The sequence below is a fragment of the Enterobacter sp. ODB01 genome (assembly GCF_001623605.1).
GTDB lineage: Bacteria > Pseudomonadota > Gammaproteobacteria > Enterobacterales > Enterobacteriaceae > Enterobacter > Enterobacter kobei.
In genome coordinates this window covers 3,235,358-3,251,259 of record NZ_CP015227.1, presented here as the reverse complement: position 1 = coordinate 3,251,259, position 15,902 = coordinate 3,235,358, and the positions used below count along the sequence as shown (strand labels likewise).

General features: G+C 55.7%; 14 protein-coding genes and 1 pseudogene. 7 read left to right on the top strand and 8 right to left on the bottom strand.

Annotated features, from left to right (window positions below; genetic code table 11):
• Positions 1-15: 15 nt before the first annotated feature.
• From A4308_RS15440 to A4308_RS15430, 3 genes and pseudogenes are all read left to right on the top strand, one after another.
• Positions 16-1,418 (top strand): annotated as a pseudogene (locus A4308_RS15440) (cytochrome ubiquinol oxidase subunit I).
• The gene (gene cydB, locus A4308_RS15435) at positions 1,418-2,428 is read left to right on the top strand and encodes a cytochrome d ubiquinol oxidase subunit II (protein ID WP_014883788.1); all 1,011 of its coding nucleotides are present in this window, start codon (positions 1,418-1,420) and stop codon (positions 2,426-2,428) included. The pseudogene A4308_RS15440 and the gene cydB overlap by 1 nt, the downstream one beginning before the upstream one ends.
• A gap of 8 nt (positions 2,429-2,436) precedes the next feature.
• The gene (locus A4308_RS15430; RefSeq protein WP_063308654.1) at positions 2,437-4,062 is read left to right on the top strand and encodes an alpha-amylase family protein; all 1,626 of its coding nucleotides are present in this window, start codon (positions 2,437-2,439) and stop codon (positions 4,060-4,062) included.
• Here A4308_RS15430 and A4308_RS15425 read toward each other — a convergent pair whose 3' ends face one another.
• The 4 genes from A4308_RS15425 to A4308_RS15410 are packed head-to-tail and all read right to left on the bottom strand — an operon-like array spanning position 4,063 to position 6,556.
• On the bottom strand, positions 4,063-5,049 hold the full coding sequence (locus A4308_RS15425; protein WP_045134054.1) for an SDR family oxidoreductase: 987 nt from the start codon (positions 5,047-5,049) through the stop codon (positions 4,063-4,065).
• Positions 5,050-5,066: 17 nt separating this feature from the next.
• On the bottom strand, positions 5,067-5,585 hold the full coding sequence (locus A4308_RS15420; protein ID WP_014883786.1) for a 2-oxo-tetronate isomerase: 519 nt from the start codon (positions 5,583-5,585) through the stop codon (positions 5,067-5,069).
• An 11-nt stretch (positions 5,586-5,596) separates the two neighbouring features.
• Entirely contained in the window at positions 5,597-6,043 is a 447-nt protein-coding gene (locus tag A4308_RS15415) for a DUF421 domain-containing protein (protein WP_014883785.1), read from the bottom strand.
• A 9-nt stretch (positions 6,044-6,052) separates the two neighbouring features.
• Positions 6,053-6,556 carry a hypothetical protein gene (locus A4308_RS15410; protein WP_014883784.1) on the bottom strand — a complete coding sequence of 168 codons (504 nt, stop codon included), beginning with the start codon at positions 6,554-6,556 and terminating at the stop codon, positions 6,053-6,055.
• A 139-nt stretch (positions 6,557-6,695) separates the two neighbouring features.
• Between A4308_RS15410 and A4308_RS15405 the strand changes: the two genes are divergently transcribed.
• From A4308_RS15405 to A4308_RS15390, 4 genes are all read left to right on the top strand, one after another.
• Positions 6,696-7,085, top strand: coding sequence for a YdeI family stress tolerance OB fold protein (locus A4308_RS15405; RefSeq protein ID WP_014883783.1), 390 nt, complete (start codon positions 6,696-6,698; stop codon positions 7,083-7,085).
• 64 nt (positions 7,086-7,149) lie between these two features.
• Positions 7,150-8,034 carry an SDR family oxidoreductase gene (locus A4308_RS15400; protein ID WP_014883782.1) on the top strand — a complete coding sequence of 295 codons (885 nt, stop codon included), beginning with the start codon at positions 7,150-7,152 and terminating at the stop codon, positions 8,032-8,034.
• A 182-nt stretch (positions 8,035-8,216) separates the two neighbouring features.
• Positions 8,217-9,140, top strand: a complete 924-nt coding sequence (locus A4308_RS15395) for a LysR substrate-binding domain-containing protein (RefSeq protein ID WP_014883781.1) — start codon at positions 8,217-8,219, stop codon at positions 9,138-9,140.
• 250 nt (positions 9,141-9,390) lie between these two features.
• A complete protein-coding gene (locus A4308_RS15390; protein ID WP_063308653.1) occupies positions 9,391-11,772 on the top strand; it encodes a glucose/quinate/shikimate family membrane-bound PQQ-dependent dehydrogenase in 2,382 nt (793 codons plus the stop codon).
• A gap of 123 nt (positions 11,773-11,895) precedes the next feature.
• Here the strand turns inward: A4308_RS15390 and A4308_RS15385 are convergent, their stop codons facing one another.
• From A4308_RS15385 to A4308_RS15370, 4 genes are all read right to left on the bottom strand, one after another.
• On the bottom strand, positions 11,896-13,587 hold the full coding sequence (locus A4308_RS15385; protein ID WP_045282085.1) for a methyl-accepting chemotaxis protein: 1,692 nt from the start codon (positions 13,585-13,587) through the stop codon (positions 11,896-11,898).
• A 160-nt stretch (positions 13,588-13,747) separates the two neighbouring features.
• Positions 13,748-14,866: an S-(hydroxymethyl)glutathione dehydrogenase/class III alcohol dehydrogenase gene (locus A4308_RS15380; RefSeq protein WP_014883778.1), complete on the bottom strand. Its 1,119-nt coding sequence runs from the start codon at positions 14,864-14,866 to the stop codon at positions 13,748-13,750.
• 30 nt (positions 14,867-14,896) lie between these two features.
• The gene (locus A4308_RS15375) at positions 14,897-15,172 is read right to left on the bottom strand and encodes a metal/formaldehyde-sensitive transcriptional repressor (RefSeq protein ID WP_003857256.1); all 276 of its coding nucleotides are present in this window, start codon (positions 15,170-15,172) and stop codon (positions 14,897-14,899) included.
• A 186-nt stretch (positions 15,173-15,358) separates the two neighbouring features.
• Positions 15,359-15,901 (bottom strand): cytochrome b, encoded by a 543-nt coding sequence (locus A4308_RS15370; RefSeq protein WP_045282084.1) that lies wholly within the window; start codon positions 15,899-15,901, stop codon positions 15,359-15,361.
• Position 15,902 lies beyond the last annotated feature (1 nt).

The window sequence follows — 15,902 nt, the reverse complement described above, 5'->3', positions numbered from 1 at the left end:
TCAGAGGTACGGACCATGTTCGAACTCGACGCGTTCCATCTGGCCAGAATTCAGTTCGCTTTTACCGTCTCGTTTCATATCCTTTTTCCTGCGATCACCATCGGCCTCGCCAGCTATCTGGTTGTGCTGGAGGGCATGTGGCTGCGCACCAAAAACGACGTCTGGCGATCGTTGTACCATTTCTGGCTCAAGATATTTGCCGTTAACTTCGGTATGGGGTCGTTTCCGGATTGGTCATGGCGTACCAGTTTGGCACCAACTGGAGCGGATTCTCACAGTTCGCGGGCAGTATCACCGGTCCACTCCTCACCTATGAAGTCTTAACCGCTTTCTTCCTGGAAGCCGGTTTCCTGGGTGTAATGATGTTCGGCTGGAATAAGGTTGGCCCGGGCCTGCACTTCTTTTCCACCTGCATGGTCGCGCTCGGCACCTTAATGTCGACCTTCTGGATCCTCGCCTCCAACAGCTGGATGCATACGCCGCAGGGGTTCACCATCGAAAACGGACAGGTCATTCCGCAAGACTGGCTGGCAATCGTCTTTAACCCCTCCTTCCCTTATCGCCTGATTCATATGGCTATTGCCGCGTTTCTGAGCAGCGCGCTGTTTGTCGGCGCGTCGGGTGCCTGGCACCTGCTGCGCGGTAACGATACGCCCGCCATCCGGACCATGTTCTCGATGGCCATGTGGATGGCACTGCTGGTCGCCCCCATCCAGGCGGTGGTGGGCGATATGCACGGCCTGAACACGCTTGAGCATCAGCCCGCCAAAATCGCCGCCATTGAGGGACACTGGGAAAATCCGCCCGGCGAGGCCACCCCACTGCTGCTGTTTGGCCTGCCGGATATGGAGGAGGAACGCACCAAATACGGCCTCGAGATCCCCGCGCTCGGCAGCCTGATCCTGACGCATAGCCTGGATAAACAGGTTCCGGCCCTGAAAGATTTCCCGAAAGAAGATCGCCCAAACTCGACCATCGTTTTCTGGTCGTTCCGCATCATGGTCGGGATGGGGCTGCTGATGATTACCCTCGGTCTGCTCAGCCTCTGGCTACGCTACCGTCACCGGCTTTTCCACTCGCGCCCGTTCCACTGGTTTGCGCTCTGCATGGGGCCAGCGGGGCTGCTGGCGCTGCTCGCCGGCTGGGTAACCACCGAAGTGGGCCGTCAACCGTGGGTGGTCTATGGTTATCTGCGCACGATTGATGCGGTCTCCCTGCACAGTACTCTGCAAATGAGCATCAGCTTGCTGGCCTTCTTCGTTGTTTACTCGTCGGTGTTCGGCGTGGGGTATGTTTACCTCATCAGGTTGATTAAGAAAGGTCCGCAGCCCGTCGATACGCTGACGTCAAACACGTCGGGCACTCCCGCCCGTCCGCTGTCTGCCGCGGAGTCCGTTTCAGAACAGGAGAGAATCTGATGGGCGTTGATATCGCTGTTATCTGGTTTGCCATCATCGTCTTTGCCACGCTGATGTACATCATTATGGATGGCTTTGATTTGGGCATCGGTCTGCTGTTCAACTTCGTGGGCGATGCCAGGGAACGCGATGTGATGGTTAATAGCGTGGCCCCGGTGTGGGACGGTAACGAAACCTGGCTGGTACTCGGCGGCGCGGGATTGTTCGGCGCGTTTCCGCTGGCCTACGCGGTGATTATTGATGCGTTGACCATCCCCCTCACCGCCATGCTCATCGGCCTCATCTTTCGCGGCGTCGCCTTTGAGTTCCGTTTTAAAGCGACGCCCTCACACCGCAAATTCTGGGACTACTCCTTCGCAGGCGGGTCCTTGCTCGCCACCTTCAGCCAGGGGATCGTCGTAGGGGCAGTGATCAATGGCTTTGACGTGGAAGGCCGGCGCTTTGTCGGCTCTGCGCTTGACTGGCTGACGCCCTTCAATCTTTTCTGTGGCATCGGGCTGGTCGTTGCCTATACGCTGCTGGGGACCACCTGGCTCATAATGAAAAGTGAAGGCGCACTGCAAAACCGCATGCGCGAGCTGACGCGCCACGTGCTGCTGGCACTGGTGGTGGTTATTGCGGTGGTCAGCGTCTGGACGCCGCTTGGCTGGCAGTACGTGGCCGACCGCTGGTTTACCTTGCCCAACTTCTTCTGGTTCCTGCCGGTTCCCCTGCTGGTAGGGCTGTTTACGGTGCTGATCTGGCGGCTGACCCGCAACCCGGCCAGCCACTCGCGTCCGTTCCTGCTCACGCTGGGGCTGATCTTCCTCGGTTTTAGCGGCCTGGGTATCAGCCTGTGGCCAAACATTATTCCGCCCCATATCACCCTGTGGGAAGCCGCGGCACCGCCCGCCAGCCAGCTATTTATGCTGGTCGGCACCCTGCTGATCATTCCGGTGATTCTGGTGTACACCGCCTGGAGCTACTACGTCTTCCGGGGCAAAGTGTCGGATACTGAAGGCTATCACTGAGGAACGCTATGACAGACTGGCATACACGGGCCATTATTTATCAAATTGATACCGCACTGTTTTATGATATGAACGGCGATGGTTGTGGAGACATCGCCGGAATTGCGGCCAAGCTGCGTTATATCCGCCGCATGGGCGCGACGGTTATCTGGATCACCCCATTTTACCTCACCCCCTTTCTGGACGAAGGCTACGACGTTAGCGACCATCTGCAGGTGGATCCGCGCTTCGGTAAACTGGCCGATATCATCGCCTTTATCGAACAGGCCCGGGAGCTGGGCATGCAGGTCATAATTGAGCTGCTGATCCAGCATACCTCAGACGCGCATCCGTGGTTCCAGCAGGCCCGCCGAAACCCGGCATCCCCCTATCGTGATTACTACCTCTGGTCGGACAACGACGATGACGACACGCCCCCAATGTTTCCCGGCGTGGAAAAGAGCGTCTGGAGCTGGGACGACGAGGCGGGACAGTACTACCGGCATATGTTTTACCGCCATGAGCCGGATCTGAACCTGACCTCGCCTGCGGTACTTAAAGAGATTGAGAACATCATTCTGTTCTGGCTTAAGCTGGGTGTGTCGGGCTTTCGCCTGGACGCCGCCACCCACCTCACCAGACAGGCAGGAAACGGTGACGAAAAAAAGGGGCTGTGGATCCTGGAGCATATGCGCCGTCTTATTGAGCAACGTAATCCAGACGCGATCCTGCTGGGTGAAGTCGACGTCGACGTCAAGACGTATAAAGACTACTTCGGCAATAACGAACGCCTGAATCTGGTGCTCAATTTCTGGCTCAATAAGTATTTTTACGTCAGCCTGGCGAGGAAAAGCGCCCGTCCGCTGCGTAATGCGGTGAAAAAGATGATCGTCCCGCCCAACTCATGCTGTTTTGCCAACTGGCTGCGCAATCATGACGAGCTGGATCTGGAGGGCATTAGTCAGAAAGATAAGCAGTTTGTCCTTGATACCTTCGCCCCTGACGAAGAGATGAACGTCTATCAGCGCGGGATCCGCCGCCGCCTGGCGCCGATGCTGAATGGCGATCACAAGCGGCTGGCGTTCTGTCACGCCGTGCTCTTTTCCCTGCCGGGTGTCCCGGTGATGCGCTACGGGGATGAGATCGGCATGGGCGACGACCTGGAACTGGAAGAGCGTTACGCCGTTCGTACGCCGATGCAGTGGGCCGGATCGGCGGGGGGCGGTTTTTCCGCGGCCAACCCGGAAAAATTTATTGCCCCCATCATCGATCGCGGCCCGTATCGCTATCAGAAAATCAACGTCGCTGATTCGCTGCTTCACCGCAACTCGCTTCTGCACCGCATCATGGATATTGCCAATACCCGCTCAGAGTTCCCCGAAATTGCCGTTGCGCCCTTTCGTCTCATTACCCTCGATCACGACGCGGTGCTGGGGCTGTATTACGAGACCGATGAACGCAGCATCCTGACCTTCGTCAACTTCAGCGACCAGCCGGTGAAGTTCGCCGCAAAAGGGATCCGCAATGCCACCTGGACCGCCTGTCTCGCGGACAAACGCTACGACGACGCGCTGGTGTGCAGCAAAACCGTCGAGCTCACTCTTGGCGGCTACGGTTACCGCTGGTTCTGGACCCACCGTAGCGCGCTGCGCTGATTATCTTCTCCCTCGAATTATCAGGCGGGTCAGCATAATCCCCGCCACCGCGAGGGCGCCCAGTGCCACCTTGCCAGGCATACCGGAGGTGACGGACGGGGCTCGGTTCTTCGCCTCGTCTGTAAAACGGCCATGGATTTTGTGCAGATCATTAACCGGCTGGTCAAGATAGTCCCGGCGATCCGGTGCGTTCAGATCGTCGGTCATCTGACCTTCCCAGGCTTTTTTAACCATCAGCCGGTCAAGTAAACCCGGGAAAAGAAATTGCCCGACGATCGACTGAATCGTGCTGCCTCCCACCCACAGTTCCCGTACCGGTTTTTGTGCAACCTTAAAGATGGCGCGGGCGGCGACTTCGGGCTCAAAAACCGGTGGCACCGGGCGCATCGCCCAGGCGAACTTATTCCTCGCCCATTCGAACTGCGGCGTGTTAAGCCCCGGCATCTGAACCATCGAAAGCTGAACCCGGCTGTTTTCATGCATCAGTTCGGTACGCACCGCATCGGTGAAGCCGCGGATCGCCGCTTTGGCGCCACAGTAAGCGGACTGCAAAGGAATGGAACGGTAGGCCAGCGCGGATCCCACCTGGATAATCACGCCTCTGTCGCGGGGCACCATCAGCTCCAGCGCGGCGCGAGTGCCGTTGACAAAGCCGAGGTAGGTCACGTCAGTCACACGACGAAACTCATCCGGCGTAAGGGTGCGAAACGGTGCCAGCACGGCGCCCATGGCATTGTTAACCCACACGTCAATCGCCCCAAGGCGATACTCAATCTCGTTAGCCGCATCCACCACCGCCTGACTGTCGGCGACGTCCGCCTGCACCGCGTGGGCATTGACCCCAAAGCGCTTTAATTCCTCCTGAGTGGAGTGCAGGCTGGCTTCATCGCGGGCGATAAGTCCCACATCGTAGCCCGCCTTTGCAAAGTGCAGTGCCGTGGCTTTTCCCACGCCCGCCGTCCCGCCAGTAATCACTATGACAGCCATACAACCTCCACGTGAATTTACCCGATATTGTCGTCCGACAAGGTTGTTACCAGTTCAGCCAGCGCAAAATGCACCGCTTTTTCCACCACGTCCTGACAGTCACCGGAGAAAAGAACGGTGCGGGTTTTCGTCTCGCCGCAAATATTCCAGCCAAAGCAGACCGTCCCTGCCGCCGTCCCATCGTCGCCCCCTTCAGGGCCTGCGTATCCGCTGATGGCAATGCTGATATCCGCCTGGGCCATATCGCGGATACTGGCGGCCATCTCGCCCACCGTCGGTTCGCTGACGGCGGTATAGCGCGCCAGCGTTTCAGAACGCACGCCGAGGATCCGCGCTTTTGCTTCATCGCTGAACACCACCAGCCCGACATCATAAAAATCGGCGGTGTTCTCTTCTGCGCACAACGCGACCGAGAGCTTTCCCCCCGTACAGGATTCCGCCGTGGTTAAGCGCAGCCCGGCATCGGTTAATTTACTCGCCAGCTTTTTCGTTAATTCACTTACGGTATAATGATCGTCGTGAAAAAGATTGCTCATTTTGCCGCCTCTTATTTCTCAAAAGGAATGATTGAAATATGCCCATTACGTTCGAATATGGCATATTTGATTTCACTCATTTTTGTAATGCCATTATTCTGACGCGCTGACACCAGAATATCATCACAGGATACGTCGACTTTTTTGAGTTTATCCGCTAACGGCACGCCATTCTCTACCAGAATGACGGGATTACCATCCAGAATATTTTCCACCGGGGAAAAATATTTCTTCATCAACCCAAAGAGAATATCCACTACCACCAGCGTGGTAATCGTTATCATCGCCCCGGTGACAGAAAAGTCCTGCCCCAGAAGCGCCTGCTGCGTGGCTTCACTAATAATTAACAGTAGAATAAGGTCAAAGCTGGTCATCTGTAGCAGCGCGCGTCGCCCCGCCACTTTAAATACCACCACGAGAAACAGATAAATCGCCAGCGCACGAAAGACCATATCCATATCAGCCTCCTACGGGTAAATAAATTGCCAGACGGTGATCTCCGGCTCGTTGTTTGCGCGGATGACAGTATTCCACTTACCGGCCCGGGTCGGGGTCGTGAAGTACAACACGGAGAACCTGTCTGACTTCTGGAGCGTGTCATAGACGAAATAAAGGGTTTTCCCACGGCTATACATTCTGTCCGGCTGCGGCCAGACGCTGCCGGGTTCGTAAACGTCGCTGCGCTCGCTGGTGATGCTGAGCGTGAAGTGACCCGCCGTTTTCACCGGAAACGTAAATTGCATCCTTGACTCGGTCTCCCGACGGCCAAAACGTTCATAGTGAATGGTCAGAGATTTAGCAGAATTGGTCCTGGACGTGTCGCTCACCATGCCGCTGGAAAACAGACCGGCCATCGCTGCGATGATAATACCTAAAAGCAGCACAAAACCCACCTGGCGAAATGCATATTCAAACCTGAGCAAGCGATAACTCTCATCTATCCCGGGTAACTTTTCATTTTCACGCTTCATGGTTGTCGTCACCGTTTCGCTTATTTTATGAGTGTTTTGATTTCAAAAGAGATTGTTTTTAAGACTTATCACATTTGCCACATAAAGGAATAGCAACAATACTTAATAAGTCAAGACACCCAAAAATGAAGGATATCAGATGAAATTATCACTTATTTCCGCTTTTTTGATATTTTTGGTTCCATCAGCATGGGCAGATAATAACGGCGGGTTACAAAAAGGTGACGCGCCGCCCCCGCCTCACGCGCTGGATAGCGGATATCGTGGAACGGATGATGCGCGTATTATGACCATCGATCAGGCAAAACAAATGCATGACGGTGCGACAATTTCATTACGCGGTAATCTTATTGATGGTAGCGGCGATAAGTTTGTATTCCAGGATAAAACCGGAAAAATCGACGTTATTATTCCCCAGGCAGTCTTCGACGGCAGAACGGTAAAACCCGACCAGATGATCAGTATCAACGGTTCGCTTGATAAAAAATCATCTCCTGCCGTCGTCCGTGTTGATCGTTTGCAGAAATAATTCAGCGAAGCGTTAACGCTGCAACTATCCATCAAATCTCACCCCTTGGCTTAAGGAGTCAGCTATGAGTGATACTACACAACGTACGAACGCTTACCCGCAACCCCCGTTCCCGGAACAGCCGCAAACGCCGCCGGGACTGGCATCAGAGATGCAACCTGTACCCGATCATGGGGAAAAAAGCTACAAAGGGCATGGCCGCCTTACCGGCAAAAAAGCGCTGATCACCGGGGGTGACTCCGGGATAGGTCGCGCGGTGGCTATCGCCTATGCCCGTGAAGGGGCTGACGTTGCCATCAACTATTTACCTGAAGAGGAAAAAGACGCCGCAGAGGTGATCGCGCTGATCAAAGCGGAAGGACGCAAAGCCATCGCGCTGCCGGGGGATATCCGGGATGAAACCTTCTGTCAGAATCTGGTCGAGGAAGCCGTCTCGAAGCTGGGTGGCCTGGATATTCTGATCAATAACGCGGGTCGTCAGCAGTACCGGGAATCCCTGGAAGAGCTCACCACAGAAGACTTTGACGCGACGTTTAAAACCAACGTTTATGCCCCCTTCTGGATCACCAAGGCGGCGCTGCGCCATCTGAAGGCGTCGTCCGTTATCATTAACACCTCCTCGGTTCAGGCAGTGAAGCCCAGCCCCGTGCTGCTGGACTACGCCCAGACGAAAGCCTGTCTGGCCGTATTTACGAAATCCTTAGCCAAACAGCTGGGTCCAAAAGGCATTCGCGTCAACGCGGTGGCGCCTGGACCGTACTGGACGGTGCTGCAGTCAAGCGGCGGTCAGCCAATGGAAAAAGTGAAGGAGTTTGGCGGCGATACGCCACTGGGGCGTCCGGGTCAGCCGGTAGAAATTGCTCCGCTGTATGTCACGCTGGCCTCGGATGCGTGTTCCTATACGTCCGGTCAGGTGTGGTGTTCTGACGGCGGGGATGGCGTGATCTAATGGGGTACTGATGTAACCCCTCGGCAATGAGCAATAAATGAACAAGGACGTTCGCCTGCAGCCCCTCCCGAAAAACATGTTGTAACTCAAACAGATCAAATGTTAAAAATATTTTGCTATCAGGTTATCAAAATTAAACAACTTAACTTGTCACCCGCATCGCTCTGTTTTTAACATCGCCTATGGAAAAAAATGGTCTGTTCAGTCAGCGCATACGCTTGCGCCATTTGCATACATTTGTGGCCGTCGCTCAACAGGGAACGCTGGGGCGAGCGGCTGAAACCCTTAATCTGAGCCAGCCTGCGCTCTCAAAAACCCTTAACGAGCTGGAACAGCTCACCGGCGCCCGTCTTTTCGATCGCGGTCGGTTGGGCGCACAGCTTACCCTCGTGGGCGAACAGTTCCTGACGCACGCCGTTAAGGTGCTGGATGCGCTCAACACCGCAGGCCAGTCCCTGCACAGAAAAGAAGAGCACACCAGTGACGTGGTACGTGTGGGTGCCTTGCCTACCGCAGCGCTGGGCATTTTGCCGCCCGTGATTGGTCAATTCCACAAGCAGCAACGGCATACCACGATTCAGGTTGCCACCATGAATAACACCATGCTGCTCGCGGGGCTCAAATCGGGGGAACTGGATCTGGGTATCGGTCGTATGTCTGACCCTGAACTGATGGGCGGTCTCAATTACGAACTGCTGTTTCTGGAATCCCTGAAGCTGGTGGTGCGTCCCGACCATCCTTTACTGCAGGATACCGTGACGTTAAGCCGCGTCATGGAATGGCCCGTGGTGGTCTGCCCGAAAGGCACCGTCCCGCGCCAGGCCGCCGAAAACTTGCTGCAAATGCAGGGATGTACACTACCCTCAGGGTGTATCGAAACGCTGTCGGCCTCGCTGTCACGCCAGCTCACCCTCGATTATGACTACGTCTGGTTCGTTCCCTCCGGTGCGGTAAAAGATGATTTGCGTCAGGGAACCCTGACCGCTCTGCCGGTGACCGCCCCGGGTGCCGGTGAACCTATCGGCATTTTAACCCGCGTAGACACGCCGCTCTCAACGGGTGCGCAGACGCTGCTGAGCGCCATCCGTAAATCCATGCCGGTTTGAATTCTTCCCTTCACCCTAACCCTCTCCCCAACGGGGCGAGGGATCTGTCCTGTGCGCTAATCAAATAATGCGGAATGATTCATTAACAATTGCGTAAAACAATTTAACAGTTTTATCATAGCCACGAATTCACCAAATGGTTCGTAAATCTTTTGATAAAGATGAATTCACCCGTGTTAATCATTATTCCCGCCGATTTTATTACCCAACTGGTACACCCGGCATAGCGGTGGGATCTAAGGAGACAGAAATGGCATTTGGCAGCGCGCCACGTGGGATACCGCGTATCCTGCAGTGGCTTCTTGCCGGACTGATGTTGCTCATCGGTCTGGCCGTCGGCGGGCTGGGGTTTAAGCTCGCCACCGTGGGCGGAAGTTGTTACTTCCTGATAATGGGCGTGGTAATGGTGATTGCCGCGATCCTGATTTTCCTCAATCGCACCAGCGGGATTGTCCTTTACAGCATCGCGTTTATTGCCTCGCTGGTCTGGGCGGTAAGCGATGCGGGCTGGGATTTCTGGCCGCTCTTCTCCCGCCTGTTTACCTTCGCCGTACTGGCTTTCCTTTGTGCCATCGTCTGGCCTTACCTGCGTGGAGCAAACCACAATTACCCCAACAAGGCGCCTGCTTTTAGCGTTGCGGCGGTCCTGGCCGTGGCGATGCTGGTTAGCCTTGGCTGGATGTTTAAGCCCCAGACTCTCGTGGCGGCGAATGAACCCGTTCCGGTTAAACCCGTCACACCCGGTGAGCAGCAAAAGAACTGGGCGCACTGGGGCAACACCACACACGGTGACCGCTTCGCCGCACTGGATCAAATTAACAAGCAAAACGTCAGCGAACTGAAAGTCGCCTGGATTGCCCATACCGGCGATATTCCACAGAGCAACGGCTCTGGCGCGGAAGACCAGAACACGCCTTTACAGATTGGCGATACGCTGTACGTTTGTACCCCGTACAGTAAAGTGCTGGCGCTGGACGTGGACTCCGGGAAAGAAAAATGGCGCTACGATTCTAAAGCCACCGCGCCTAACTGGCAGCGCTGCCGCGGTCTGGGCTATTTTGAAGACCACCATAACGTGACAACGTCACAGGAAACCGCGCAGCCTGCCGCATGCCCTCGCCGTCTGTTCCTGCCGACCACCGATGCCCGCCTGATTGCCATCAATGCGGATAACGGCAAGGTCTGCGAAGATTTTGGCGAACACGGCACCGTGGATCTGAGCATCGGTATGGGTGAGATCAAGCCGGGATATTATCAGCAGACCTCCACGCCGCTGGTCGCCGGGAACGTGGTCGTCGTCGGCGGTCGCGTCGCGGATAACTTCTCCACCGGCGAACCCCCGGGCGTGGTACGTGCGTATGACGTTCACACCGGTAAGCTGGCCTGGGCGTGGGATCCGGGTAATCCGAACCTGACCGGCCTGCCGCCGGAAGGACAGACCTACACCCGCGGTACGCCAAATGTCTGGTCGGCCATGTCTTACGACGCCAAACTGAACCTGATTTATCTGCCAACCGGCAACGCCACCCCGGATTTCTGGGCGGGTGAGCGTACCGCGCTGGACGATAAATACAGCTCTTCTATCGTCGCCGTTGATGCCACCACCGGCCAGGTGCGCTGGCATTTCCAGACCACCCACCACGATCTGTGGGACTTCGACCTGCCTTCCCAGCCGCTGCTGTATGACCTGCCTGACGGCAAAGGCGGCACCACGCCTGTACTGGTGCAGACCAGCAAGCAGGGCATGATCTTTATGCTCAACCGCGAAACCGGTAAGCCGGTCGCGAAGGTAGAAGAGCGTCCGGTACCGGCTGGTAACGTTGAAGGTGAACGCTACTCACCCACCCAGCCGTATTCCGTCGGCATGCCGATGATTGGCAACCAGACGCTGACTGAATCCGACATGTGGGGCGCGACGCCTGTCGACCTGCTGCTGTGCCGTATTCAGTTTAAAGAGATGCGTCATCAGGGTGTCTTCACCCCGCCGGGTCTTGACCGTTCCCTGCAGTTCCCTGGCTCGCTGGGCGGAATGAACTGGGGCAGCGTCTCGGTTGACCCGAACAACAGCCTGATGTTCGTCAACGATATGCGCCTCGGACTGGCAAACTACATGGTGCCGCGCGCTAACGTGGCGAAAGACGCCAGCGGCATTGAGATGGGCATCGTCCCGATGGACGGCACGCCGTTCGGCGCAATGCGTGAACGTTTCCTGTCACCGCTCGGCATTCCGTGCCAGAAACCGCCGTTCGGCACCATGTCCGCGGTCGATCTGAAATCCGGCAAACTGGTGTGGCAGGTGCCTGTCGGTACGGTGGAAGACACCGGCCCTCTGGGCATTCGCATGCACATGCCTATCCCAATCGGGATGCCAACGCTGGGCGCGTCGCTCTCAACCCAGTCCGGCCTGCTGTTCTTCGCCGGTACTCAGGATTTCTACCTGCGTGCGTTTGATACCGCCACCGGAAAAGAGATCTGGAAAGACCGACTGCCGGTTGGCAGCCAGTCCGGGCCGATGACTTACGTCTCACCGAAAACCGGTAAACAGTACATCATCATTAACGCTGGGGGCGCTCGCCAGTCACCGGATCGCGGTGATTACGTTATCGCATACGCGTTACCTGATAAGAAATAAGCTGTGAAAAAGGGACCGAAGGGTCCCTTTTTTCTGCCCGGTGGCGCTTCGCTTACGCGGGCCTACTGACCTGGTTTTTGTAGGTCGGGTAAGGCGTAGCCGCCACCCGACACACCCCACGGCTCAGAACGTCTCCCAGTTATCTCCGGAAACCGTCGCCGCCGGGCGCAACGGCGCGTTCTTCGCCACTGGCACAGACGTCACCGCGCGGCCAGGCTTCGCGCCGCTTAAACGAAACGCCCCCACAGCCTCGGTCAGACGTGCGCCCTGTTCTTCCAGGGATGCCGCGGCTGCGGATGCTTCTTCCACCAGCGAGGCGTTCTGCTGGGTCACTTTATCCATCTCCGAAATCGCCTGGCTGACCTGCACAATACCGCGGCTCTGCTCATCCGATGCGGCGGCAATTTCCAGCATGATGTCGGTCACGCGCTTAACCGCGTCGACGATTTCATTCATGGTGTTACCCGCAGCCACCACCTCACCCGACCCCTGATCGATAAGGGAAACCGACTCATTGATCAGGCTTTCGATCTCTTTTGCCGCGTTGGCGCTACGGCTTGCCAGCGTACGCACTTCACTGGCTACCACCGCAAATCCACGCCCCTGTTCACCCGCGCGCGCCGCTTCTACCGCCGCGTTCAGTGCCAGAATATTGGTCTGGAAAGCAATGCTGTTAATCACGGCGGTAATCTCAGAGATCTTCTTCGAACTGCTGGAGATGTTGCCCATCGTTTTGACCACGCCGGAGACCATCTGGCCGCCACGGCTGGCTTTTCCGGAGGCATCTTCCGCCAGCTTGCTGGCATGATGCGCGTTATCAGCGTTCTGTTTCACCGTGGCGGTTAACTGTTCCATGCTCGCGGCGGTCTGCTCAATGGCCGCGGCCTGCTGCTCGGTGCGCGAAGAGAGGTCAGTATTACCGGCAGAAATCTCGCTGGTTCCGCGATAGATCTCCTCCGCGCCCTGACGCACGGTGCCAACCGTTGTTTCGAGGGAGTGCTGCATGGTTTGCAGATCGCGCGTCAGACGGCCAATTTCGCTGCGTCCGGCCACATCGTCCGGCATCGTCAGGTCACCTTTTGCAATATTCTCGATACGTTTCGCAGCACGCTGTAGCGGATGAATGACCGTGCGGCGCAGCACAACGAAGGTCATCGCGGTCAATACCAGCGCCAGCACAAACGCGCCCACCATAAACATCAGCCCCAGCTGCGTGCGGCTGTGCGCCTGCGCCGTTAGCGCATTGGCACGGTCGGTGCGGATCTTAATCGCCTTCAGCAGCACGGCATTGTAAGCGTCATCCAGCGGGCGCGCGGTTTCATTTTCGTGGTTGATGATCGCTTCGAACATGCCGTTTTTGGCAAATTTGACCATCGGCTGCATGCCCGCGATATAGGCGTCGTAGCGCGCTTTCAGGTCAGCATCCAGCGCTTCGTCTTCAGCGGTACGCACGGAGCGATTCATATACGCGTTAAAGCTATCCTGAGACTGCTTGATACGCGTTTCCGCCTCGCTGATGTTCTGCTTCATCGCATCCATCTCTGCGATACGGCTTGCCGCGCCGGCGTGGATCAGATTAATACGCGCGGTGCGCAGATGGTTTGAGCTGTTCGACAGCCCCATACGCACCTGAATCTCAGATGTGACATCCTGCAGATCCTTATCGGCCTGCAGCAGGAAATATCCCGCCAGACCCGAGCTCAAGGCAAACAGCAAAATAATGCCACCGAGAATGGAGGAAAACAGCGGAACCAGCCTGATGTGATGCAAGAAGCCCAGCTTACGCTGCGCCTGCATCGAAGTAGTGTTGTCCATGACCGTCGACTCTCTTATAGGTAAGATGCGTAAAAACACGCCTGTTAGATAGTCATCGGCACGGCAGAGATTTAGATTACGGCTAAAAACGCCGCACTGGTCACACTTTAGAGAAGATTATTAAAGAAATGCCAGCGGCTAAAAACCGCTGGCAGAAGAGTTACTTGTCGCCGAAATGAATAACGGTACGGATAGATTTTCCGTCGTGCATCAGATCAAACGCTTCGTTGATCTGCTCCAGCGGCAAACGGTGAGTAATGAACGGATCGAGCTGAATCTTACCGACCATAGCATCTTCAACCATCCCCGGAAGCTGGGTACGGCCCTTCACGCCGCCAAACGCGGAGCCGCGCCACACGCGTCCGGTGACCAGCTGGAATGGACGGGTTTTAATCTCCTGACCCGCGCCGGCCACACCAATAATGATGCTCTCGCCCCAGCCTTTGTGGCAGCATTCCAGCGCGGAACGCATGACGTTAACGTTGCCGATACACTCAAAGCTGAAGTCCACTCCGCCGTCGGTCATCTCAACAATGACATCCTGAATCGGTTTTTCGTGATCTTTCGGGTTAACGAAATCGGTCGCGCCCATTTCACCCGCCAGTTTGAATTTCTCCGGGTTAGTGTCGACCGCAATAATACGCCCGGCCTTCGCCTGCACCGCGCCCTGAATCACCGCCAGACCAATGCCGCCGAGACCGAACACCGCCACGGTATCGCCCTCTTTGACTTTTGCCGTGTTATGGACCGCGCCAATGCCGGTCGTCACGCCGCAGCCCAGCAGGCAGACTTTATCCAGCGGCGCCTGCGGGTTCACCTTCGCCAGAGAGATCTCCGCGCAAACGGTATACTCGCTGAAGGTGCTGGTGCCCATGTAGTGGTAAATCGGCTCGCCGTTATAAGAGAAACGGGTCGTCCCGTCCGGCATCAGCCCTTTGCCCTGCGTGGCGCGAACAGCCTGGCAGAGGTTGGTCTTGCCGGATTTACAGAACTTACACTCGCCGCATTCCGCCGTGTACAGCGGGATAACGTGATCGCCAGGCTTCAGGCTGGTCACGCCCTCGCCCACCTCCACAACGATCCCGCCGCCTTCGTGTCCCAGTACCGCCGGGAAAACACCTTCCGGATCGTCGCCGGACAGCGTGAACGCATCGGTATGGCAAACGCCGGTATGGGTAATTTTGATCAGCACTTCGCCTTTTTTCGGTGGTGCGACGTCGATTTCAACGATTTTCAGCGGCTGGCCGGGGCCAAATGCAACAGCAGCGCGAGATTTCATAGGTCTTCCCTTTTTGTCAGGTGTGTGGGTTTATTTTAGATAAGAGCGCAGCAAATGGCCGACTTCTGCCATGCGCACGGCTCGCTGATCCGGCGTTGTCTCTCCCGTCACCAGCTCATCTTTGAGATGAATTTCTACCATTTCGCCCATCAGGCCATTGGCAGCACCGCGCACGGCGGCAATTTGCTGCAGGATAGCCAGACAGGGATCGCCCGACTCCAGTGCGCGTTCAAGGGCATCGACCTGGCCCCGAATGCGACGGACGCGAGTAAGAATACGTTTTTTATCTTCGGGTGAATGCGGCATACGCCCTCCTGATACTATAGGGGGTATGGTATCAATGAAATCAACTTTCTGTAAACATGAAGTTTAATAGGGTTATTGCATGGGTTTATGCGATATGGGTAAAAGACAATAGTATGACAAATGACGAATCAGGATGAGTGCTCCTCGGTATGCGAAATAACCACCACAACAAGGCGTTCTTAAAACTTATTTATGCCGATGTATTATCGGCAACATTCTCACCAGCGTGTTATCACGAACGAAGTAATGATGAAATAATGCGGCCAGAGCATGGAAACCGACAAGAAAATACCCGGCATTTGCAATAAACTCATGCACTTCTTTGAGGGTATGCTGTGCATCTGTATTAAGATAGGTGGCTACAGGCATTTTTATTCCAAAAAATGACCATTCAATCTGTCCAAAGTAAAGCGATGCAATCCCCAGCAACGGTAACAGGAGAAACATTAAATACAACAATCCGTGTATTATTTTTGACGCCACAATTTGCCAGCGTGGTGGTGGTGGTATAATTTCAGGGTCGCGATGTGTCATTTTCAGGACAACCCGGATAATCATTAGCAACATAACGCTAAAGCCCGCAGTATAGTGCACTATCGCCATAGTTACACGGATCGGGCTACCCTTAACCGCCAGCCCTTTTAACTCCATAGCTGCATAGGCGATAATAATGGCTACAAATACAAGCCAGTGCAATGCGATCTGACTGCTGGCGTAATTTCTGTTCATT

Excerpts from the sequence above, each read along its gene's own strand:
- cydB (WP_014883788.1), top strand. The coding sequence starts at position 1,418 with ATGGGCGTTGATATCGCTGTTATCTGGTTTGCCATCATCGTCTTTGCC.
- A4308_RS15430 (WP_063308654.1), top strand. The coding sequence starts at position 2,437 with ATGACAGACTGGCATACACGGGCCATTATTTATCAAATTGATACCGCA.
- A4308_RS15425 (WP_045134054.1), bottom strand. The coding sequence starts at position 5,049 with ATGGCTGTCATAGTGATTACTGGCGGGACGGCGGGCGTGGGAAAAGCC.
- A4308_RS15420 (WP_014883786.1), bottom strand. The coding sequence starts at position 5,585 with ATGAGCAATCTTTTTCACGACGATCATTATACCGTAAGTGAATTAACG.
- A4308_RS15415 (WP_014883785.1), bottom strand. The coding sequence starts at position 6,043 with ATGGATATGGTCTTTCGTGCGCTGGCGATTTATCTGTTTCTCGTGGTG.
- A4308_RS15410 (WP_014883784.1), bottom strand. The coding sequence starts at position 6,556 with ATGAAGCGTGAAAATGAAAAGTTACCCGGGATAGATGAGAGTTATCGC.
- A4308_RS15405 (WP_014883783.1), top strand. The coding sequence starts at position 6,696 with ATGAAATTATCACTTATTTCCGCTTTTTTGATATTTTTGGTTCCATCA.
- A4308_RS15400 (WP_014883782.1), top strand. The coding sequence starts at position 7,150 with ATGAGTGATACTACACAACGTACGAACGCTTACCCGCAACCCCCGTTC.
- A4308_RS15395 (WP_014883781.1), top strand. The coding sequence starts at position 8,217 with ATGGAAAAAAATGGTCTGTTCAGTCAGCGCATACGCTTGCGCCATTTG.
- A4308_RS15390 (WP_063308653.1), top strand. The coding sequence starts at position 9,391 with ATGGCATTTGGCAGCGCGCCACGTGGGATACCGCGTATCCTGCAGTGG.
- A4308_RS15385 (WP_045282085.1), bottom strand. The coding sequence starts at position 13,587 with ATGGACAACACTACTTCGATGCAGGCGCAGCGTAAGCTGGGCTTCTTG.
- A4308_RS15380 (WP_014883778.1), bottom strand. The coding sequence starts at position 14,866 with ATGAAATCTCGCGCTGCTGTTGCATTTGGCCCCGGCCAGCCGCTGAAA.
- A4308_RS15375 (WP_003857256.1), bottom strand. The coding sequence starts at position 15,172 with ATGCCGCATTCACCCGAAGATAAAAAACGTATTCTTACTCGCGTCCGT.
- A4308_RS15370 (WP_045282084.1), bottom strand. The coding sequence starts at position 15,901 with ATGAACAGAAATTACGCCAGCAGTCAGATCGCATTGCACTGGCTTGTA.